Origin of the sequence: Fibrobacter intestinalis (assembly GCF_900167415.1) — a bacterium.
Classification (GTDB): Bacteria; Fibrobacterota; Fibrobacteria; order Fibrobacterales; family Fibrobacteraceae; genus Hallerella; species Hallerella intestinalis.
This window is the reverse complement of the sequence record NZ_FUWU01000019.1, coordinates 19,911-41,420: the sequence shown is the minus strand read 5'-3', so window position 1 is coordinate 41,420 and position 21,510 is coordinate 19,911. Positions and strand designations below refer to the sequence as shown.

The window sequence follows — 21,510 nt, the reverse complement described above, 5'->3', positions numbered from 1 at the left end:
ACCGGATCAGTGATTAGGGGGTAGCGGCGAGCGGTCAGCAAGCGCGGATTTCCAGGGCAATTTTCCGCAACGCCTGTTCAAAAGCGGACGTTTCCGTCAAAAGGCTCACAACAATCCAACCGTCTTCCGGAAAGTCGAAAAGAAATCCCGGCTGCACCAGAATTCCATGTTTCCGAAGGAGACGCAACGTCAAAACATCGTCCTCTTCCCCGTCAAAATGCAACGCCGCATACCAGCCGCCCTGCACATTCGGCACCACCTCCACTTGGCCAAAAACTGAGCGCAAAACGGACAAATTGTCGCAAATCCGCTTTTGGATTTTCGCCTTGTATTCCAAGGAATGCGAAAGCATCGGAGTCGCCAAAGCAAACGCCGGCGAAGACACGCTCAAGTAGGCGTCCGCCACATATTCCACAGCTTCTTTCAAACGTGCGCCCAAACGCCCCGGACGATAAGCCGTCCAACCGAGCTTCAGCTGCGGCGAGCCGACGGATTTCGAAAGGCCGCCCAGAAAAAACACGGGAACATCCTTGGAATCCCAATTCCACGGGCGTTCCGTCCCATCATAAATAAAATCGCCAAAAACTTCATCCACGACAATTGCCCAATTTTCACGGGACGCCATTTCCACGGCGGCATTCCATTCCTCTTTGGAAAAAACATGTCCCGTCGGATTATTCGGCGACACGATTAAAAGAATTTTCGTCTGCGGCGGAAAAGCGCACAGCGAGCCTGAATCCAGACGCCATTTTCCGTCGGCGCATGTCAAAAAATACGGGAAGGTTTTCAAAAATTCCAAAGCGGCAAGGGAATACAAAAGCGGATAGCCCGGAACAGGCGTCAAAATGGCATCGCCCGGATTGCAAAGCGTTTTGAATAGGATCGAATACGCTTCGCTCGTACTCGCCGTCAGCTGGATATGCTCCACATCAAAAGAGCCGCCCCGTTCCGCAAAATAGCGCGTCACGGCCTCTCGGGTTTGCAGCCAGCCGCTCGAATCCGGATTCCAGACTGAAAAATTTCCAGAAGCTGCGGACAAAACCGAATCCAAATCAAAAGGAATGCCCGCCGAGAGCGGCGTGGAAACCGTCAAATCCGTCCAAGTGCCCACCTTGCGCTTTAACGCCGAAAGCTGCAAAAAAAACGGAGAATCAGAAAGATCCTCCGGAAGTCTGGAAGAAAAGCCAAGCTTCATTTTTTTCGACCTTTCCAAAGGACAAAAAGAATCGTCGCCAGCAAAATGCCCGCCGGGAGCGCAAGCGCCACAACGAGAAGCAGCCCTTTGCGCCACCAGGGAAGATCCTGAATTTTTTCGCGGAAATTCAGAATTCTCCGTTTTGCCTTTTCGATCAATTCCATAGCGACTTCAGCTTACTTCAAATGGGAGAAGATCCAACCGGAAAGATCTTCAATCCGGACGTGTTCCTGCTTCATGGAATCGCGTTCGCGGACAGTGACCATGCCCTTGAGCTCCGGATTCACATTGTCGCCCTCGCCGATCGTGTCGAAATCCACGGTAATGCAGAACGGCGTTCCGAGTTCGTCCTGACGGCGGTAGCGCTTGCCGATGGACTGCGTCTCGTCGTATTCCACGTTGAAGTGCTGAATCAAATCCTTATAGATATTCTCGGCGACTTCCTTCACCTTGCCTTTTTTGACCAGCGGAAGAATCGCCGCCTTGACCGGAGCGACCTTCGGGCTGAAGTGCATCACGATGCGTTCTTCGCCGTTTTCCAGTTTTTCCACATCGTAGGCATCGCAAAGAAGGACAAGAAGAAGACGGTCCACGCCCAAGGACGGTTCCACGACATAAGGAATGTAGCGTTTGTTATTGACCGCATCGAAGTAGTCCATCTTGACTTTGGATTCCTTCTGGTGCTGGGTCAGGTCGTAATCCGTGCGGCTCGCGATGCCCCACAGTTCACCCCATCCGAACGGGAAATTGTATTCGATGTCCGAAGTGCCGTTGGAATAATGCGACAGTTCTTCCTTGGCGTGTTCGCGCAGACGGAGCTTTTCCTTGTTCACGCCCAGGCCTTCGACAAAGGAAACGCAGAACTTTTTCCAGTAATCGTACCATTCCACTTCCGTTCCCGGCTCGCAGAAGAATTCGAGTTCCATCTGTTCAAACTCGCGCGTGCGGAAAATAAAGTTGCCCGGCGTAATCTCGTTACGGAACGACTTGCCGATCTGTCCCACGCCAAACGGGATCTTCGGGCGGACGTTGTCCATGATGTTCTTGAAATTGATGAAAATGCCCTGCGCCGTTTCCGGACGGAGATAGACCTTGCTACCCGTGCCTTCCAAAACGCCGAGCTGGGTCTGGAACATCAAATTGAAAGCGCGCGGCTCCGTAAAATCCTTCTTGCCGCACTTGGGGCATTCGATGGCATGATCGGCCATCATCTGGTGAATTTCCGGGAAAGTCTTTCCGGCGCAGCAGCCTTCACCCAGTTTTTCTTCCAACAGATGGTCCGCGCGAAAACGTTCGTGGCACGCCTTGCAATCGACCAGCGGGTCCGAAAAATTCGAAACGTGGCCAGAAGCCTGCCAAACCCGGGGATTCAGCAAAATGGAAGAATCCAGCCCGACGACATCCGGACGGGATTCCACAAAGGTTTTCCACCAGAGATTCTTGATATTGCGTTTGAGTTCCACGCCATAGGGACCGTAGTCCCAAGTATTGGCAAGGCCATCGTAAATTTCGGAACCCGGAAAAATAAACCCGCGTCTCTTACAAAGGGAAATCACATCCTTGAGTGCATTTTGAACGGTTTTCGCCATGATAAATCCTTTGAACAATTATTTTGCCCAAATATAGGAAATTTCGCCCCGAATGCGGAGAGTTGCCGGTTGTCAGTTAATCGTTAAGGAGAAGCGGCATCCTCCTCCGAGGCTCCCTGAAACTAGGAATCTCTGATTCCATAGTTGAAGTATCCCTGAAAGGGACAATTCGCCTAAAGGAAGCAAGCTTCCAAGGCTCATGGGGCGTGCTGCTTTTTGTTTCTCCTAACTCCCAACTTTTAACTAATCACTAACTCGCTGTCCCAGATGAAAAACGGGCTGTGGCATCGTGCCATTCACTTCTTTTTCCAAAACAGAAAATCCCGAAAAAAACTTTCGGGATTTTATTCATTTTCGCTGAAACCGATTCGATTACTTGGCGCGTTCCACGTAGGAACCGTCGCGGGTATCGACCTTAATCTTCATGCCTTCGGCGATAAAGAGCGGAATCATCACGACGGCGCCGGTTTCCAGAACGGCTTCACGCATGACGTTGCCGCTGGTGTTACCCTGAACCGCAGGAGGAGCGGAAGTGATGGTCATTTCGACAAAGGTCGGCGGAATCACTTCAATCGCCTTGTTGTTCCACCAGGTCACCTGAACAGTCGCCCCGTCCAAAAGCCAGACTTCGCCGCCGTTCAACGCCTCTTTCGGAATTTCCATCGTTTCGTTGGTCGTATTGTCGAGGAAGAACCACGTTTCGCCATCGTTATAGAGATAGGTCATTTCCGTGTAAGTCACATCGGCTTCTTCGACGGTGTCCCCGCTTTTCCAGGTCCGTTCGAGAGTGCGGCCTGTCACCAGATTCTTGATGCGGACACGGTTAAAGGCCTGACCTTTTCCGGGCTTCACAAACTGGTTTTCGACGATTTCCCACGGTTGGGCATCGACGATAATTTTTAACTTTTTGCGGAACTCATTGGTGCTGACTGTACCCATAAATATGCCTCTTATAAAAGATTTTTGGTTAAGATAGAAAAATATGACTAAAACTTCAGCCTTTTTCACCAGCATAAAGGAACTTTTTGCCTTTCTGGAATTGCCTTCCCCGCCGATTCAAGCAGCCAACTCCCGTTTTTCCTTTTTGGTTTCTCGCCATTTTGCTTCCAAGATACGCAAAAACGATCCGAACGACCCGCTTCTGCGCGAAATTTTGCCGACGGAAGAAGAAAATAGAAAGGTCGAAGGCTTTATCGACGATCCCGTCGGAGACTCCCAAAGCGAAAAGGAACCCGGCATTCTGCAAAAATACGCAGGACGCATTCTGGTGGAGCCGACTTTCGCCTGTAGTCTGCATTGCCGATTCTGCTTTCGCCGGGCAGAACCCAAAAGGGCGCCGACCAATTTTGCCAACCGCTTGAACCGCCTGCTTTCGTCTTCGCCAGAGATTCGCGAGATTATTTTTTCGGGGGGCGACCCGCTGATGCTTTCCCCGACGGACCTAGCCAGCCTGTTCGACATCGTTCTCTCCAAGCCCGCGATAACGACGCTCCGAATCCATTCCCGCATTCCCGTGACCCTTCCTCAGGTGCTGGATCCGCAAAGAGACCGTTCCCTGTTCCCCATTTTGAAAAACGCGGCTCTTCAAAAAAAGCTCGTCTTCGTTTCCCACGTGGATCACCCGAACGAACTCGATGACGCTTCCGCCGCCGTATTCGCAAACCTTGCCAGCATCGGAGCCGTTCTTTTGAACCAATCGACTTTGCTGAAAGGCGTCAATGATTCCGCCGAAGTGCTCGCAGCGCTTTCGCAAAAACTTTTTTCGCAAGGAGTCCTCCCCTACTACTTGCACCAGCTGGATCATGCGACCGGAGTCGCCCACTTTGAAATTCCCGACGGCGATGCGCTGAAAATCATGAAAGAATTGCGAAAGCGCCTTCCCGGCTATCTGGTTCCCCGATTCGTCCGGGAAATCGCCGGAGAAAAATCCAAGACGCCGATTCTGTAGGGCAAAAGCCGCAAGCTTTGGTTCAAAAGTCCAGAGGAGCGTTCACAAATCCGCGGAACCACAAAGGCAAAGGCTCGCCTTCCACTAAAAAAGCGTCTTCACACCGAAGTGCAAGAGCCCGTCCAAAGGGTCCTTTCCATTTCGCAGAGCGTAGTAGAGAGAAAAACTCCAATAGCCCCGATACTGGGAAATGCCGACTCCGTAACTGTAGGAATCCTCCCAACCATGAGCCGGAGTTCGGGCACGATGCAGTGCCGGTTCAAAAAACAGATGGAATGCGGTACTTTCCAGCGCACGCCATTGCAAATTCATTTCGGCGATGCCATAGGCTCGAGTCCTGAAAAAGCCGTTTCGGAATCCTTTCAAGTCCGTCATTCCGCCCAAAGCGAACAGTTCCGCATTTTTAAATCGGCGATCGGTCGGAAGCAGCGTTCCGGCCCAAAAAGAAGTCTGCAAAACAAAAGCGGAAGAAAGCGGCGTATATAGGCGGACATCCCCATGCAAATCCGTCGTAAAGGCGTTCAGGGAATCCGATCGATCCTTGCTCACACGGAAAGTGCCGTTCATGCGCATCCCGTGCCGGGGAAGAATCACCCGGTCTTCGTTCCGATAATGCAGTTCCAGGGTGTAAATCCATCTGTCACTTCCCATGCCCCCCAATATCGCAAAGTCAAAAAAGAAGCCGATACTGCGAGAAACTCCCGCTTCGACTTGCGCATCCCGAAAAGACGAGTCTTCTTCAAAAAAGCCACGGACAATACCGTTCCATCCTGTACCAAAAAGCCAGGGTTCCTTGTAAGAGGCCGACAGGGAACGTCCCCATTCCCCTGTTTGCCCCGAAACCGTCAAGTCGCGCCCCGTCCCGCGCATATTGAATAAATTCAAATCGATATTGCCCGCCCAACCGCCAGCGTCTCCGCTAGCATAAGAAAGCAGACCTTCAAAGGAATTGACGGAAAGATCCCGCATATAAAATACCGGTACCAAACGGTTCCGTACCGAATCCCGGAAAATTCTCGGCGAGGCGACCGATTCAAAGTAGCCCGAATTGACGAGTTTGCGTTCCGCCCGTTCCAAATCGGAAAGCCGCACGAGCGATCCCGCTTCCAGCCCGGAAAGCCTGGCAAAATTTTCCTTTTTCGTCTTGGAGTTCTCAGCGTTTTCAGCAAGCGCCCACACATACGCACTTCCCCGGGAAAATGCCACATCCCAAATTCCCGACGAATCCATTCGATACGAAACCGCAGCAAACGGAAAGCCGTTTTCAGCAAAGTCGTCCATTTTTTTTCGGAGACGAATTTCCCAGTCCCCACATTCTTCATCGCTATCAAAATCCTGAAATCCATCCAGCGAATCGCCGTGAAAACGCACGCCTTTCACCACGCAATCCGATGCGCACAGAAAGTTCGTGAGAACTAGAAAAATCAGCAAAAAAAATTTCATCGTCGCCTAAAAATAGGCTCTCGCCTCCATCGACATTTTTTGAAACACGCCGTTTTCGGCACTGCCAAATCGCACCACATAATAAAATCCGAGCGAAAGAAATTCATTGGCATCGACTGTCACGGACGCCGAATTGCGAAAGGTGACGCCCTTGCCAAATCCCGAAATCATCTGGTAAGGCAGCACTTCATTTTGAGTTGTCACATAAGTCGCGCTGAACTCGTCGGAAGCCCTAACAGAACGCTCGTTGTCAAATCCCAGCAAAAGAGATGCTTGACGCAGAAAGGCGTCCATGGAACCGGACTCGTCGTTGCCCTTTCCTTTCCGAATCCAAGCTTTGGGCATCACATACAAATGAAGAGGCAATTCCCTTTTCCAAGACATGGTCGCTTCATAAATTCTCCATTCCATTTTTTGAAAGGTTTCCAAATCCACAAATTCCAATGCCGGAACCAATTCCCACGTTTCTTTTTTCCGTCCCGAATAAACGCCGTCCAGTTTATGCCACGTCCGATTTTCAAAATATCCCTGCGACGTATTGCGTTTTTCACTTTCCGTTCCCAAAGAATATCCCAGAGAGCCACGGTTCTGCGCTTCCGACCACAAAACGGAAAATTCACCTTGAAAAATCCCACTGCTTAAATCGCGAAGCTGGCTGCGAAAAAACGGCGGCAGATAAAGCGTTTTTCCCGTCGTATCCCGTCCTTCGCTAGACCCGTCAAAAGAAAATTCCAAATCCCGTAAAACGCCATTTTGAATTCCCAGCATCCTCGGAACAAATGTCCACGAAAGCGACATGGATGCCGAACTTGCCCGAACCGCTTCCGCCGAATCGCTGCGCCCCATTCCTTCATAAACATAATCGCCGTTATCGACCCCTTCCACAAAAACGCCGGCAATACTGTCGAACATCACATCGCCAGTCCCCTTGGCTACCGCCTTGTAAATGGGAACATAGGGGACTTCGCGAGTCAATCCCAAACGATATGAAGCCTTGCCGACAAAAGGCGTTCTGGAATCTCCCCATTCCACGGATTCTTCCGAAAGCCAGGCGTTTGATGCGCCCGCCGTATCCAAATCGCTTCGTTTGTATTGAAGAACATGTCCAAAAGATAAACGGTTTCCCGAATAATTCGCCGAATGTTCAAAACCGGCAACCCGCAAGGAATCTTCCAGCGTTTCAAAATTTTCTCCGGTCCGAACCCGCAATCCCAAAAGAGTTCCCTTGGTATTCCAATTATCGCCGACGACATTCAATCCGCTTTTCACGTCGGTTTTTTCAGAACGATTTTCTTGTTTCCGCTCCGAATTTTTTTTCCAAATTCCGTAATCGGCATAGCCAAAAGGCCGGAACATTCCCGTCGTGTATTCGGCATCGGCGATTCCCTGATAGCGTTCCATTTCGTTTTCATTAAAAGAGGCGATTCGCACAAATGAAATTTCACTGCGCAGAGTGTTCGTCTTGTGCAGCAAATAAGATCTGGCGCGAGAGGAATTCCATTTTTCCTCTTCGGTTAAACTCCGGCGATAACCCCATTCCGTTCCCCAAAAATAGGACGAAGGCAATTTAATCTGCAAAGCAATTTCGTCATAGCGAAGCGAGCCGTTTACTTTTGACGAGTCCAAATCCCAAAATTCCTGCAAGCGATAAGAATCCCAGTTTCTGTCCGTTCCCTGATAATTTTTTTGAAGAAAACCCTCTTGCAAATAATCGCCGGAAAGCGAAAGGCGCAACCGCGAATACCTTTGCGACTCTGTGCTGTCGGTCGAAAGAAACCAGCGATAGGCCCGCCCGGAAGGTCCACCAATCCGATGCGAAAGCGTATTGGTATCCGCTTCGCTGTAACCGATTTCCGCATCTATATAATAGTGATTTTCCCACTGCGCGCGCAAGCGAGAACCCAAACGTCGCAACATCCACGGGCGTTCCAAAATCCCCAAAGAATCATCCCGTTCAAATTCGCTCCCATCATCTTGCCGAAGCATTTTCAAATCTTCCTCGGACCAGGTATTTCGCCGCATGCGGGCCGTATCGCTCGAAAGTTCGAACCCGACAATGTCCAGCCAAAGATTTTTCCCGCGATACTTGCCGTCCGCCGCCTTGAGAATCTGGAGAGCTCCGGAATTGTACGCCTGAAATTCCACCCGGATTTCATCTTCCGCCCCGGGAATCACCGTTCCCAAAAAATCCAGAACGCCGCCCGCATAATTCACCACGTAGTCTTCTTGCCTATTCAGCTTGATACCGTTCAAATAAACCGTTTCGGAATTCGGCACAACAGCCAGATACGATTCTGTCGTCCCGGTAGAAAGCAAGTAGCCTTTTTGCTGCCCGTCAACGCCGCGAAACACGGAATAGACGCTGTGCAATTCGTCATAACCATAAGCACCCCGCACCTGGGAACGCCCCGCTTTGACTCCAGCCGCAACACCTAAAGTCACCCGTTCCAATCCCGAAAATCCCAAAGCGGATTCCTTCCAAGTCATATCGCCCAAATGCAAAAAAAGCCGTTCCGATTCCACCCGGAAATGCACTTCGTCCACTTCCTGAAGAGTCGCCGTTCTTTCACTACCCGCTTCCCGCCCCACATCGGACAACAGCGCGTCGATATAAACGCCACGGGTCGCTTCGCCCTGCACGGAAAGCCGCAATTCCTGATCCACTTCCGTTCCGCCGTCGCCCACCGTCACCTGAATGGTTTTTGAACCTCTGGTCTGCAAACGCAGCGTATCCCGCTCCGAAGGTTCGGCGTTTCTCTGTGATTTCAGCGAGTCCTGTTTTAAAAACGGAACCCCGCGCCAAATAGGCACGGAATCCAAAGAAAGCTTTGCATAGTCCCCCGCCCAAGCAACTGACGAAAAAAGCAGGAGAATACAAGCAAAAAAAGGCAACGCCTATTCCTTGGACGGTTCCACCTTGAACTGGCGGCTAGAAAGAAGTTTACGTCCGCTGACGGCATCCACGCTCCAATCGCCGGGAACCAGCTTTTGCGGGGCAATGGAACTTTCACAAGCGTTTTCCGCCAAAGTGCATACCACTTTCTGCACCGTATCCGCCCCGTTAAACCAAACGTGTACGATTTTCCCGTCCGGAACAGCCCACGCCCGCTTCGGAAGTTCCGCATAATAATGCAACCGCGTATGTAGCGGGAAAACGGAATCCACGCCAAAAGGAGAACCGCCCACAATGTTCCGACAAATAACGCTGTAAAGGGGCAAAGATTTTTTGATTTCTTCCTTTCTCTGTTGATTTTCCATTGCGCTGAACGACACGAAAATCCGGTGCCCGATAAAACTCAAAAAGACGACCAGAAAAATCAGAGTCGTCTTTCGGATATAGCGTAATGGAGGCATCCCTTGCTCCAAAAATTTCTAGCGGTGAATTTTGCTCGTATTCTGGGTAAATGCGGGCACGGCTTCAATCAATTTTTCAACCAATAATTTATTGTAATCCTCAATGCGATTCGGCAATTTGTTTCCCGAAAAAATCTGGACAAGCAAAAGGGCGCTTTCCACGGGAGCGATATAGATGGAGCGTTTTTCGCCCGTATAGGAAACCGACTTGAACTCCCCTTCGCCGAGCATTGTACCGATCTGCTTGGCACTGCCAAAAGAGGCCGTGCTCAAAACAGCCAGCGGAACCGTATCCATTCCGATAGTTCCGACTTCCGAAATTACAGAACCGTCTCGGTGCACCAGCATGATATAATCCGCTTTCACATTCGTCAAATAGGCCTGCATCAAGCGGCGGAGCCTGTCGGCATCATCTGTATAAACTGCAAAATCGCTCATCAGAAAAATTCCCCACAATCATTTTTTCTTGGGAATATACGGACGCAATTCGATATCGTCATCCGAAATTTCCCCATTGGAATTCGCATTGGACGCACCAAAAGGCTTGGCGTTGGGAAGCGGAGATGCCGCCGGACGTCCAAACGGAGATGCGCTTTTCTGGAAAAATCCGCCCCGGAAGACCGATCCTCCCGACATGGGCGGGACAGGACGCGGACGTTCTGCGAACTTGGGAGCATCCACCGGCTTGGGCGCATCCATTTTAGGAGTTTCCGTCGGCGCGGCAACCGGCTTCAAAGGTTCCGGAGACGCGATAGAAACACCGTTCTTTCCGCCGAAAGTCACATCGTGCACTCCCGTATTGTGAACGCTATCCGCCGCCTTTCGCAAAAATCCCTGTTTGACATTAAAGCGCTGGATGACCAGCATCGCAATCGCCTTGAGAGTCGTCACAACGCCTTTCCCGTTATGGGCTGTCGCCGGGAAAAACGGGATTTTCTTCGGATTCAGAAGCGCATTCATTTCATCCAAAGTGAAAACGTTGTCCATATCCCGCTTGTTGTATTGAAGGACCAGCGGGATTTCATCCAGGCTGACGCCGTAGTCTTCTAGGTTCTGGCGCAAATTCTGCAAGCTTTCCAAATTTTCGGCTTCACGGGAACGCTGGGAATCCGCGACAAATACGATTCCATCTACACCACGCAGCACGATTTTACGCGTCGAGTTGTAAAAGACCTGACCGGGAACCGTATAAAGCTGGAATTTTGTTTTAAATCCCTTAATATCGCCCAAGTTCAACGGGAGAAAGTCGAAAAATAAAGTTCTATCGCCTTCGGTTTCCAAAGAGACCATGTCCGTTCTCTTGTCCTGCGGCATCTTCTGGTGGATGACTTGAAGATTTGTCGTCTTGCCGCTCAAACCAGGTCCATAATACACGACCTTGCAACTGATTTCACGGGTGGCGAAATTTATCGATGACATTTCTTCTTCCTTAAGTTTTCCTCTAATCTAGAAAAAATATAAGCAAGCGGCACAAACTTCCGATAAAAATACAAAAACCGCAGGCATCAGGCTGCGGTTTCCATGAACTTCGGACAAAAAACTTAAGCCTTTGCCGCCAAACCGTTCACGACACGAGCAACCTTCGCCTTGTAGTTTGCAGCGCGATTGGCACTGAAACCTGCGCGACCCTTGGCAGCAGCTTTATCGAGCATGCTGAACAAACGCGGCATTTCCTTGAGAGCGGCGTCCTTGTCGCTGGCAGAACGAATCGTCTTAAGACTCGTGCGGATTGCGGAACGGACGGAACGGTTGATTTCGGTCAGCTTCTTGGTCTGACGAATACGTTTTTTGCAAGACTGATGATTAGGCACCTTTATATCTCCGGGTGAAAATCTTAAAAATGTTGAAACAATATTAGTATAAATTGGGGATTTAGTCAAGTCTATCCGGCGGGAGCAGTCCATTTTTATAGCTTTACGGCATGATTCCGTTCGTCAATCTGGCCGCCCAATATAAAATGTACCGCGAAGAATTGGACTCGGCGATTTCCTCCGTTCTTCAAAGCGGCGATTACATTGGCGGGAAAGCGGTCCGGAATTTTGAAGAAAATCTGCGAATCGACACGGGATGTGCGCACGCCATCTCTTGCGCCAGCGGAACCAGTGCGCTACGGCTCTCCCTACGAGCACTTGGACTAGAACCCGGAGACGAAGTGATTGTCCCGGATTACACGTTTATCGCCACCGCCGAAGCCGTCGTTCTCGAAGGCGGAATTCCCCGTTTTGCCGATGTGAACGAGAATTTTTTGATAGCACCCGAATCCGTTGCGGAACGCATATCCCCTAAAACCGTCGGCATTATCGCTGTGGATCTCTTTGGACAATGCGCCGATTACCCTCGCCTGCAAGAAATCGCCCAAAAGCACCACCTGTGGATTCTAGAAGACGCCGCCCAAAGTTTCGGAGCGACGCAAAACGGCAAAGCGGCCGGCTCCCTCGCCACCATCGCGGCCACCAGTTTTTACCCGACCAAGCCCTTCGGTTCGTTTGGCGATGGAGGAGCCGTTTTTACCAATGACGAGCATCTGGCGGAGCGCGTCCGAATCTTCGCCCGCCACGGACAAAATGCCCAAGGTGTCTATGCGGAATGCGGCACCAACAGCCGACTGGATGCAATTCAAGCGGCAATCCTTTCCGTAAAGCGCAAGCATTTCTCTGCCGAGCTGGAGCGCCGACGAAAAAACGCCGCCCGATACGATTCGTTCTTCAGCAAGCTTCCCGCCATTTCCACGCCCAAAATAGAAACGGGCAACCAGAGCATTTACGCCCAATACGCCTTGCGCATTCCGAAACGAGACGCCTTTCGGCAAAAGCTTTTGCAACTGGAAATTCCGACCCGAATCTATTACGAAAGCCCCCTCTCCCAAGAGCCCTGCTTTGCCCGATTCAAAACGGCAGCGCAGGACGGCAAACAAAATCCGATTTCAAACAAATTAGCGGAAGAATCCCTTTGTCTTCCCATCTGCGCCTTTTCCGACGCAGAAAGCATCATCCAAAAAATCAACGGGCATCTCCCGGAATTTTTAGAACTCCTGTCCTGCCGCTAAAAACGCTTTGTCAGCGTCATGCCGCCGGACGCTTTCAAAAGGACATCGCTGATTTTTCCGCTCTGGTCGCTCAGATGTAAAAAATTGATGGCAAACGGAAAATTGACAGACCAGGTGTCGCTATGATAGCCCAAAACCGCCTGCGGAAAAAACTGGAAGAACACCATCCATTTGTCACGGGTCACATTTTTGCCAACCGTCGTCGATCCTGTCGCCATTAAATTCAGAAACATTCCGCTATCCCACACCCAATTATAGGAATAGCCGACGCTCGGCCCCGCATGAAGAAAGGACTGCCTTTCCGAATAATACGCCATCACAGAATCCTTGGATTCGATGCCATGATAATACGCTCCCAGTCCGCAAATAAAACTGCCGTTGTTCACCCATTGCCGTCTTTCCATGGAATAGAAGGCTCGCAGCGAATGTTCCGGATTCCATAGATAGTTCAATTTCAACGCCAATTCCATCACAAAAAGATTGTAGGAAAGGATTTGGTCGCCATTCTGTTCCTTACTGTAAAAGCCGTCGTCAGCAATCAAAATCGCTTCACCAAAAAAACGATTCCCGTAAAAGCCGAGCTGCAAATTCGTTCCCTTTGTACGTGGGCGATCCTCATCCGAGCCAAAGGAAAAAGAAAGCAGGGAACTCCAGGAAAAAATTCCATAACCGCCGCCAACACCCAATTCAATCGGAAGATTGGTTTGTAATTCCTCGTCATCGGTACTTTCGCCCGAGAACGAAGCGTAATTATAACGCGTAATCAACTGGAGAAAAAACTTTTCGGGAAAGGAGGTGATGACCGGAGTTTCCGGCTTCGCACTTTCCGCCCATAAAGCACCGCACCAAAAAAGGACGCCTATCCAAAGCTTTTTCATTTTTTCCCCAATCCGAAAAGCCAACGTCTCACAGGACGATTCATGGCCCGAACATTTTTCGGCAGGACTTCGGTATGCCATTTCATCCATTTTTCATATTCGCGATAACGCCGTTCCGCCGTTTTAAAATCTTTCCCGTGTACAATGCGGCGCCCATTTTTTACTATCGGCGGATTCACAATATGCAAGCATTCGTGATAGACGACTCCGGCAACCGCGTAAGGGGGGCAATTCGGAAAATCATAGCCGCGGCTGATGCTAATCAGATGAAAATTTTCTCCCGTTGCCGGGTCTTGAAGTTTCCGGTGATAACTGAGTCCGCCTTTGCGATTGCTCCATGTAATGCGAGCGGCCAATCTTCCTTGGAAATAATTTTGATTGACTTCCGCGAGCACTCTTTCCAAATCGTAAAATTTACCGACAGGACGAATGGGCGGTGTCCGGCTAGCGAAAAATTTTTCACCCCGATCCGCTAAAATCCTTTCCGTCTCGTTCCAGACCTGGGAGAGCAAAAGGCGATACCTCTCCCGGCTTTCCTTTTTCTTTTGAAAAGAGAGGCGGCAGCATTCCAATGCGAGTTCCCGGACTGAAGAAAAATCTTCCGTTTCCATATAGGCAGGCAAAAAAAGCTCGTAGGCATTTTCCTGCCTTTTCCACAGAAAACGAATACCCTTTTTTAGGCGTTTTTCAAAATGAAACATCACCGAGGCATTGGGGGCATTCGATTTCAAAATGCTCGGAGCCTTGTCTCGCAAAGGTTCTTCGTCAAGATCAAACAAATCGGTTTGCAAAAACGCCTTTTCCATTACACCACTCCGCCTTGGCTATCGGCATTTGCAAAAAAGGGTTCCAACGTATTCATCGAAAGGATTCCCTCGTAAAGCGATTCCGGCAAAGCGAGTTCCTGATAATGCGCCGAAAGGTCCGCAATCATCCATTCCACGTCGTCCGGCAGATAAACGATGAAGCTCCGATTTTTTTCGGTCTGCAGATATTCCGGAACGCAAAATTCGCCAGGCGTTTCGCTGAAATACATCCGGCAGGTGACCGGACGGCAAGCATAAGTTCCGCAATCCCCGCCGGCAAGAATGAACGGGCAGGCCAAGCCTTTTTTAAAATAGCGGACAAGGGCAAAATCTTCAGGATCCTCCTCCCCGCGCACTTCCCCGCTTTTCAGCAACGCGTAATACGTCCGAGTCCGAAAAACGCATTCTTCCAAATACAATATCAAATCGGGCGATTTACGGATATTCGCATAAAATTCGACCAGTTCAAACGGTTCGACGGACATGGGAAAATGGTGGCAGCAATTTCCGCACCCCGCCTTGCACTGCACGCCGTTTTTATGCTGCGGAAGCGTTGCGTCCAAATAGCGCATAAACGCCTTGTGATATTCCCGACAAAATGCACGGATTCGGGGAAGCTCCTCGCCCAGATTATCCTTTCCAATGGCACTCGCCCGCTCTTTTTTTTGAGCTATCGATTCCAAGCGAGCGATTTCTTTTGCAAGCAGCGAGCGAATCCGCAAGACGGAACGCTTGTAGGCGGGAGACGGGAAATATTCCAATTCAGTAGGCACAAAGACAAATATATGAAGTGAATTTTTCTTTTGCTCGTTCTTTTTTTAAAGATAAAATTATTTTTTGCATTGTATAAAAGATACTCGACGCCGATTTAGGGAGAACCTGAAATGAAAATCAAACATTGGCTATGCGGAACATGGATCCTCTTCGTGTGGGGGTGCAACATTTTCAATCCTTCCGATGACACTTCTGTTCAAAAGGACAATGCTTCCATGCTGATTTACGAAGGGCAAAAAAAATTCCGCGAATCGGAATACGAGAGTGCCGCCAACTTTTTTGCCAGTGCCCTTCAAGCCGATTCCAGCAAATCGGAAGCCTGGTTCGGGTTCGCCAAAGCGAATCTCTACCGGCATTCCAAGAATCCTCTCCAAATCGTTTCGGATATTCAGCAAAAAGAGGACGACCTGCCTCTAATGGGAATTTCTCCCGAACTCGCCGCCGAATACTATGACGCCGTACATTCGGCCATTATGCCCTTGCGGGAACTTGTCCGGCGAGACACGATCACCCAAAAAAATCCCTCGCTAAAACTTTCGGACAGAAAAGTCGTCTATTCCAACTTTTCCCTCAGCTACGGACTTTTGGAATTCGCCTATACCGTCCTTCGCTTTCGCCACTCCGTCGGAGCGGATATCACCGTCCGTCTTGACGACGATAACTCCCTGCAATTCGACCTAGGCTCCCTTTACGAGAGCGCACTGGAAGACTCCGCGCTTCTCCAGTCTTTTAACCAGAGCCTCGACCAGTTGCAGAGCGACTTGGCTTTCGCGATGGACGATGTTTTGCCGATGGTTTCCGAAACGCTGGAAAACAGCGGGCTTTTCGATTCCGACGATTCGAGCGGCGTTTCGCTGATTCTAGACGACCAGACCCGCTCCGCTTCCGAAACCGTTAAATGGACAGTCGGCTTTTACAAAATCGGCGATGGCATCGACAACGACGGAGACGGTTGCATCGACGAAGAAATCCTGGACGGAAAGGACAACGACGGTGACGGGCTTATCGACGAAGACCTGCGCCTTGTCCCTCTGGGCTATGACGCCGATTCGGCCATTGTTTACGTCGGCATCGGCAAGGATTCCATTGACCACGACCAAAACGGAGTCAAAGAGGACTCTCTCGAGCACATCTTTAAACCGGACGGCACATTCCTCTTTGCCGAAAATTTTGAACGCATTCACAGCGGCGACTCCTCTTACCAAGCGAAACAACTCCAGATTCTGAAGGATTCGGATGAAACAAACGTTCGCGTATCCCTTTCGGAACGGCAACGCCTCATCGGACGCTGCTGGAATAATTACACACAAAATCAATTTAAGGTCTGGTTTCAAAACCGCCAAGGAGATGCCGAATGAAATTCTCCACCCGACTCCTCGTCCTTTTCTGCGCAGCCAGCTGCCTTGCAGCCCAAGGGCCCAAACACAAATCCCTGCGCGCATACGCGATGGGAAACGCCCACGTCGCCATTGTCGATGACAAAGAGGCCCTTTACTACAATTACGCAGGCCTGAACCAGATGAACAAACTCGGCAATTACGAGAAACATCCCGAAGTCGGCTACTATCCTCACAACGCCGTCGATATGAGGATCAACCTTGGACTTGCAGGACCGCTGAATGAAGCGCGGCGCATTTATAATCTCATCGACGACTTACAGGATTTATACGACGCGACGGAAAAGGATGCGGAAAACAGTGACGTTTCCATGGAAAAAGCCTTTGCGGATTCGCTGGCAGCAAATCCCAAACTGGTCAAACGGATCAACCGATACGACCACATGCTGCTGAGCCTGATTCTCAAGGCCGACGCCGAAATCGCCTTCCACAATTTTGGAGCGTCCCTTTGGGTCGATGGCAATAGTGCGCCTTACGTCGATGGAGGCATCGTCCTTCCCTTTCTCGGAATAGACACTTTTTATATCGATGCGGTTGCACAAGTCGGCGGAGCCTTTGGAATTACCGACAATCTGGCGGTCGGAGCGGGGCTTAAAATCGCCAATCGCCAGAGAATCGATATGGTCCGCGTGGATGTTTCCAACTTCAACTCCATCGAAGATACTTTGGAAGACCGTTTTTCCGAAGCCTTGAAAATATCGGAGTTTGACGACTTTGGAATCGGCATGGATTTCGGCGTTCTTTATCAGGCGACGCGAGAAATGCGCATCGGCGCATCTTGCAACAACGTTTTCTTCAACGAACTCGCCGGAGAACGGATTCTTCCCAACCTGACCGTCGGCATGGCTTACAGCCCCAGATATTTAAACCGCAACTCGGCATTTTCCCGCAAAGTGAACTTCGCTGTGGACTACGAAAACGCCCTTTTCAAATCCCGCAATTACAAAACTCTCAGCCATCTCAATTTCGGCATGGAACTCGAACAGGTTTTGCTCGCCTTCCCCGGTTACAACAACAATCTGCGGCTTTTAAAAGTACGCCTTTCCGGAGGCTTTCACGGCGGCTATCCCTCCGCGGGAATCGCCCTGGAAGCCTTGCGCTTTATCGAAGTCGAATTTGCGACTTGGGGCGAAGAGCTGGGCTACTATACCGGACAGGAAGAAAGTCGGGTCTATATGCTGCAAGCCAGCCTGGGATTCTAATTTGAAGCGTCACGGCGGCATTTTTGCCGGAAAAGATTTATATAAGCGGCAAATCGCCTGTCATTTTTCAAAAATTTTCTAAATTTGCCGCGGAAATTTACAAACAATCATCTTCCGAGGTATAAAATGGCAGAAAACGAACAGAAAGAAACCACAGAAACTAAAACTGCTCCTGCAGCAAAAGTCAAGAAACCAGCCAGAAAGCCTCGCCGTGCAGGTGATAGACCCCACCAGGCGTCTAAAAAGAACGCTCCGTTTTCCGACTCGCTCGCCGACCGTTTTGGGAATGCGCTGGCCAACAAGCTCAAGCGCGGAATCGAAGACGACATCAAGCGGAAAATCAAAGCTGCCCAATCTGATCCGGCGGTTCAACGTGCAAGTGCCAAATTCGGCAAGTAAGCTTTCTCGGTAAAAGAAAAGTCCGCTTCAAGGCGGACTTTTTTATATCTGGCGTAATCCTATCGGCATTTCGAAATCACCGGGCGCATCCGCTTTCCGCAAATCGTCACGAGAATATCCGCCTGCGCAAACATATAGTAAGCCGTGTCCCGGCAATTGTTCAGCGAAGAATTCGGATCGTAGTCGTCTTTCGCCACAAAAATTTCCGAAACACCGGAAAGAGCAATTTCCAAAGCGCATCGTTCACAAGGAAAACCGATGACATACAATTTGGAACCCGGCGGCACTTTTCCGTGCGCATAATGCAGGGCGTTGATTTCGGCGTGAACCATAAAAGGGTATTTGTTGGCTTCAAATTCATGATGGGAAATCAACTCGCCAGAATCCGCATCCAGCAGGTCATAGGCCAGTTTCTGCTTTTCGCGTGTATAAGGAACCGTCGAATCGTCAAATCCTTTTGGCGCACCATTATAACCGGTACTCAAGACTCTCCCGTCTCCCGAAACCAGAACCGCGCCCATCTGCGTGTTGGCATCCTTGGAAAGGCGCGCTTGCGCAAGCATCATCTGCGAATAGACTTCGTCTCGGAGCTTTCTGCGATCTTCATTCATAAAATCCTCTTTTTTTCAAAAATAACATAAAGAATTTTCAAAAACAAAAACGGATTTCAAAATCTGCTCCATTTCCAAAAGTCGCAACTTTTATTATATTTGGACTGCTACGGGGTGTAGCTCAGCCTGGTAGAGCGTCTGCTTTGGGAGCAGAATGTCGTCAGTTCGAATCTGGCTACCCCGATATACTTTCATAAACTTTAATAGGATTTTTGAAATCCTATTTTTCATTTTAAAACCCCCAAATTTAGAATTGAGCATCTATAAAAAAAGGAACCCCGCCAAACGGCAAGGTCCCTTTTGCACAGGCAAACGCCGATTATTTATCGGTCAGGAAGGCGACGCCCGGAAGCACTTTGCCTTCGAGAAGTTCCAAGGATGCTCCACCACCGGTAGAAGTGTGCGTCACCTTCTTATCGGCACCGAATTTTTTAGCAGCCGTAGCGGTATCGCCACCACCAATTACCGTGATTGCGCCGGCAGCGGTCGCATCGATAATCGCATCGGCCATCGCCTTGGTCGCTTGAGCAAAAGCGTCAAATTCGAACACGCCCGCAGGACCGTTCCAGACAATCGTCTTGGCAGACTGGATCGCATTCACAAAAAGCTTGGTGGATTCAGCACCCACATCGAGTCCCATCCAACCGGCAGGAATGCCTTCGGCGTCGGTCACGACCTTAGTTGCCGCATCCGCAGCAAATTTATCCGCCGCGATGTAGTCCACCGGAAGAATGATTTCCTTGCCCAGGGCCTTGGCCTTGGCCATCAAATCCGGAACGAGCTTTGCGCCTTCTTCGTCAAACAAAGAAGAGCCGATTTCGATGTTGTTCAAAACCTTCTTGAAGGTGAAGGCCATACCGCCGCCGATGATGATTTTGTCGGCCTTGTCCAAAAGGTTGTTGATGAGCTGAATCTTGTCCGCCACCTTTGCTCCGCCGAGAATGGCGAGGAATGGACGCGGAGGATTGTTCAAAACCTTGTCGAAAGCCTTCAGTTCCTTGTTCATCAAAAAGCCCGCAGCACGAACCGGCAGATTGACTCCGACCATGGAAGAATGGGCGCGGTGCGCCGTACCGAAAGCATCGTTTACATACACGTCGGCGAGCTTGGAAAGGGAAGCGCGGAATTCTTCGACCTTGGCCGGATCCGCCTTTATCTTCGTTTCCGTTCCGTCCGCATTCTTTTCCTTGGCCTTGCCTTCTTCTTCAATGTGGAAACGGAGATTTTCCAAAAGGATAATGTCGCCCGGCTGAGCCTTGGCGCATTCCGCTTCGACTTCGGTACCGACGCAATCGTTCAAGAACTTGACCGGCTTCTGGATGAGTTCTTCCAGTTTCTTGGCAACCGGCGCGAGGGAAAATTTTGCATTCACTTTGCCGTTCGGACGTCCCAGATGGGAAGCGAGAATCACGGACGCTCCCTTGTCGAGCGCATACTGAATGGTCGGAAGAGCGGCTTCGATTCGCTTGGTGTTGGTGATTTCTCCCGTCACCTTGTCTTGCGGGACGTTAAAGTCCACACGGATAAATACGCGTTTGCCCTTGAGGTCGAGATCTTCAATGGAAAGTTTTGCCATCGTTGTACCTTCTGTTGATGTGAAAATTTTAGCACACTTAATATAGTAAAAGCCCTACTCGCAAAGCATTATTTCTTGCGGAAAAAAGACTTAATCTCTTCGGGAATCGCGATGGGGCGCCCCCGGTTCAAATCGACAAGAACCCAAGTGGTTACCGCCGAAAAAATTTCTTTCCCGTCGGATTTGCGAACGAATTTTGAATAGCGGTTTGTCGAAATTTTAGAATACTCCGGCACCCACGTCGTTCCTACGATTTCGTCATTCAAAAAGGCCTGCGCCTTGTATTCCACATGCTGCGTCCGAATCATCCAGCCGCAACCGAGTTCTTCCATTTTCTTTGTCCCGCCGGTCACTTCCGAATGTTCCACGGCAATGTCTTGAATCCATTCGACGCAGACAACATTGTTCAAATGGTGATTTCTGTCTATCATCGATTCTTCGACGCGAAATGTTTTCGTGTATTCTTCAAACTGCGATTCCTGTTCCATCACAGCGTGCATATCAGTCTCCGTTTTGTGAAAAGCGTGCGAGAAAAGCCCGCAAACGCTCATTTCGGGATTCTCCAAAGACGAATTGCGGAGTCCCCTGTTCCACGATAATGCCCTCGTCCATAAAAAGAACACGGTTCGCCACATCCCGGGCAAACGCCATTTCGTGCGTGACAATCACCATCGTCATGCGTTCTTCGGCAAGCCCCTTGATAATTTTCAGCACTTCGCCCGTCAGCTCCGGATCGAGCGCACTGGTCGGCTCATCGAAAAACAGAATCTTGGGTTTCATCGCTAGAGCGCGAGCAATGGAAACCCGCTGTTGCTGCCCGCCGGAAAGTTCGTACGGATACATCTTCGCCTTGGATTCCAGTCCCATCCGTTTCAGAAGTTCCATTCCGGTCTCCCGAGCCGCAGCCCTGTTACGGCCAAGCACCCGAACCGGAGCCAGCGTGATATTTTGCAAAACGGTCAAGTGGGGGAAGAGGTTGAAATTCTGAAAAACCAGGCCCGTTAAAAGACGGATTTCCCGCAATTCCCGCGCCGACGCATAACGAAGACGCCCTGCGTTTTCCGTTTCCGAAACAACCATATTCCGGCCATCTACACAAACTTGTCCGCGTTCAAAAGTTTCCAATTGGGTCAAACAACGCAAAAGGGTGCTTTTTCCCGAACCCGAAGGCCCGATGACCGAAAGGACTTCCCCGGCATTCAAATCAAAGGAAATGTCTTTTAAAATACAGTTTTCGCCAAACGATTTTTTCAAATGCCTGACTTGCAGAATCGGAATTATTTTTTGAGAAT

The 21,510-nt window shown here is 50.0% G+C and carries 21 protein-coding genes, 1 tRNA gene and 1 pseudogene; 6 read left to right on the top strand and 17 right to left on the bottom strand.

Features of this window, described 5'->3' with window-relative positions; all coding sequences use genetic code 11:
- Positions 1-34 precede the first annotated feature (34 nt).
- The 4 genes from B5D40_RS06850 to efp all read right to left on the bottom strand — a co-directional run bounded on the left by B5D40_RS06850 (position 35) and on the right by efp (position 3,723).
- A complete protein-coding gene (locus B5D40_RS06850) occupies positions 35-1,195 on the bottom strand; it encodes a pyridoxal phosphate-dependent aminotransferase (protein ID WP_078776315.1) in 1,161 nt (386 codons plus the stop codon).
- Positions 1,192-1,359, bottom strand: coding sequence for a hypothetical protein (locus tag B5D40_RS15615; protein WP_158222103.1), 168 nt, complete (start codon positions 1,357-1,359; stop codon positions 1,192-1,194). Before B5D40_RS15615 ends, B5D40_RS06850 begins: the two co-directional genes overlap by 4 nt.
- Before the next feature lie 12 nt (positions 1,360-1,371).
- Entirely contained in the window at positions 1,372-2,784 is a 1,413-nt protein-coding gene (locus B5D40_RS06845) for a glycine--tRNA ligase (RefSeq protein WP_078776314.1), read from the bottom strand.
- 372 nt (positions 2,785-3,156) lie between these two features.
- Positions 3,157-3,723 (bottom strand): elongation factor P, encoded by a 567-nt coding sequence (gene efp, locus B5D40_RS06840; protein WP_073302103.1) that lies wholly within the window; start codon positions 3,721-3,723, stop codon positions 3,157-3,159.
- A 43-nt stretch (positions 3,724-3,766) separates the two neighbouring features.
- Here efp and B5D40_RS06835 point away from each other — a divergent pair, with 43 nt between their 5' ends.
- Positions 3,767-4,732, top strand: coding sequence for a KamA family radical SAM protein (locus tag B5D40_RS06835; protein WP_078776313.1), 966 nt, complete (start codon positions 3,767-3,769; stop codon positions 4,730-4,732).
- 84 nt (positions 4,733-4,816) lie between these two features.
- On the opposite strand, the gene B5D40_RS06830 is transcribed toward B5D40_RS06835, so the two are convergent.
- The 6 genes and pseudogenes from B5D40_RS06830 to rpsT all read right to left on the bottom strand — a co-directional run bounded on the left by B5D40_RS06830 (position 4,817) and on the right by rpsT (position 11,340).
- Entirely contained in the window at positions 4,817-6,175 is a 1,359-nt protein-coding gene (locus tag B5D40_RS06830) for a BamA/TamA family outer membrane protein (protein WP_078776312.1), read from the bottom strand.
- A gap of 6 nt (positions 6,176-6,181) precedes the next feature.
- Positions 6,182-9,067 (bottom strand): hypothetical protein, encoded by a 2,886-nt coding sequence (locus B5D40_RS06825; RefSeq protein ID WP_078776311.1) that lies wholly within the window; start codon positions 9,065-9,067, stop codon positions 6,182-6,184.
- A 3-nt stretch (positions 9,068-9,070) separates the two neighbouring features.
- Positions 9,071-9,529 carry a hypothetical protein gene (locus B5D40_RS06820; RefSeq protein WP_078776310.1) on the bottom strand — a complete coding sequence of 153 codons (459 nt, stop codon included), beginning with the start codon at positions 9,527-9,529 and terminating at the stop codon, positions 9,071-9,073.
- Positions 9,530-9,547: 18 nt separating this feature from the next.
- A complete protein-coding gene (locus B5D40_RS06815; protein ID WP_073302254.1) occupies positions 9,548-9,967 on the bottom strand; it encodes a roadblock/LC7 domain-containing protein in 420 nt (139 codons plus the stop codon).
- Positions 9,968-10,384: 417 nt separating this feature from the next.
- Positions 10,385-10,948, bottom strand: a pseudogene (locus B5D40_RS16485) (GTP-binding protein); the annotation flags it as partial.
- Positions 10,949-11,070: 122 nt separating this feature from the next.
- Positions 11,071-11,340: a 30S ribosomal protein S20 gene (rpsT, locus tag B5D40_RS06805; protein WP_073302114.1), complete on the bottom strand. Its 270-nt coding sequence runs from the start codon at positions 11,338-11,340 to the stop codon at positions 11,071-11,073.
- Positions 11,341-11,450: 110 nt separating this feature from the next.
- Here rpsT and B5D40_RS06800 point away from each other — a divergent pair, with 110 nt between their 5' ends.
- Positions 11,451-12,575, top strand: a complete 1,125-nt coding sequence (locus B5D40_RS06800) for a DegT/DnrJ/EryC1/StrS family aminotransferase (RefSeq protein WP_078776308.1) — start codon at positions 11,451-11,453, stop codon at positions 12,573-12,575.
- On the opposite strand, the gene B5D40_RS06795 is transcribed toward B5D40_RS06800, so the two are convergent.
- The 3 genes from B5D40_RS06795 to B5D40_RS06785 are packed head-to-tail and all read right to left on the bottom strand — an operon-like array spanning position 12,572 to position 15,032.
- Positions 12,572-13,453, bottom strand: coding sequence for a DUF4421 family protein (locus B5D40_RS06795; RefSeq protein WP_158222104.1), 882 nt, complete (start codon positions 13,451-13,453; stop codon positions 12,572-12,574). The genes B5D40_RS06800 and B5D40_RS06795 overlap by 4 nt on opposite strands.
- Positions 13,450-14,259, bottom strand: coding sequence for a SprT-like domain-containing protein (locus B5D40_RS06790; protein WP_078776306.1), 810 nt, complete (start codon positions 14,257-14,259; stop codon positions 13,450-13,452). The genes B5D40_RS06795 and B5D40_RS06790 overlap by 4 nt, the downstream gene beginning before the upstream one ends.
- Entirely contained in the window at positions 14,259-15,032 is a 774-nt protein-coding gene (locus B5D40_RS06785; RefSeq protein ID WP_143394398.1) for a YkgJ family cysteine cluster protein, read from the bottom strand. The genes B5D40_RS06790 and B5D40_RS06785 overlap by 1 nt, the downstream gene beginning before the upstream one ends.
- A gap of 111 nt (positions 15,033-15,143) precedes the next feature.
- Here B5D40_RS06785 and B5D40_RS06780 point away from each other — a divergent pair, with 111 nt between their 5' ends.
- The 3 genes from B5D40_RS06780 (at position 15,144) to B5D40_RS06770 (ending at position 18,031) form a co-directional block, all read left to right on the top strand.
- A complete protein-coding gene (locus B5D40_RS06780; protein ID WP_078776304.1) occupies positions 15,144-16,391 on the top strand; it encodes a homeobox domain-containing protein in 1,248 nt (415 codons plus the stop codon).
- Positions 16,388-17,632 (top strand): hypothetical protein, encoded by a 1,245-nt coding sequence (locus B5D40_RS06775; protein ID WP_078776303.1) that lies wholly within the window; start codon positions 16,388-16,390, stop codon positions 17,630-17,632. The genes B5D40_RS06780 and B5D40_RS06775 overlap by 4 nt, the downstream gene beginning before the upstream one ends.
- A 126-nt stretch (positions 17,633-17,758) precedes the next feature.
- Positions 17,759-18,031, top strand: a complete 273-nt coding sequence (locus B5D40_RS06770) for a hypothetical protein (RefSeq protein ID WP_073302130.1) — start codon at positions 17,759-17,761, stop codon at positions 18,029-18,031.
- A 59-nt stretch (positions 18,032-18,090) separates the two neighbouring features.
- Here the strand turns inward: B5D40_RS06770 and B5D40_RS06765 are convergent, their stop codons facing one another.
- Positions 18,091-18,642: a deoxycytidylate deaminase gene (locus B5D40_RS06765; protein WP_073302256.1), complete on the bottom strand. Its 552-nt coding sequence runs from the start codon at positions 18,640-18,642 to the stop codon at positions 18,091-18,093.
- A gap of 110 nt (positions 18,643-18,752) precedes the next feature.
- On the opposite strand from B5D40_RS06765, the gene B5D40_RS06760 reads away from it, so the two are divergent.
- Positions 18,753-18,826, top strand: a tRNA-Pro gene (locus B5D40_RS06760).
- A gap of 135 nt (positions 18,827-18,961) precedes the next feature.
- Here the strand turns inward: B5D40_RS06760 and pgk are convergent.
- From pgk to B5D40_RS06745, 3 genes are all read right to left on the bottom strand, one after another.
- On the bottom strand, positions 18,962-20,218 hold the full coding sequence (gene pgk / locus B5D40_RS06755) for a phosphoglycerate kinase (RefSeq protein ID WP_078776302.1): 1,257 nt from the start codon (positions 20,216-20,218) through the stop codon (positions 18,962-18,964).
- A gap of 68 nt (positions 20,219-20,286) precedes the next feature.
- Entirely contained in the window at positions 20,287-20,718 is a 432-nt protein-coding gene (locus B5D40_RS06750; RefSeq protein WP_073302134.1) for an acyl-CoA thioesterase, read from the bottom strand.
- Position 20,719: 1 nt separating this feature from the next.
- A complete protein-coding gene (locus B5D40_RS06745) occupies positions 20,720-21,496 on the bottom strand; it encodes an amino acid ABC transporter ATP-binding protein (RefSeq protein ID WP_369832908.1) in 777 nt (258 codons plus the stop codon).
- Positions 21,497-21,510: the final 14 nt, after the last annotated feature.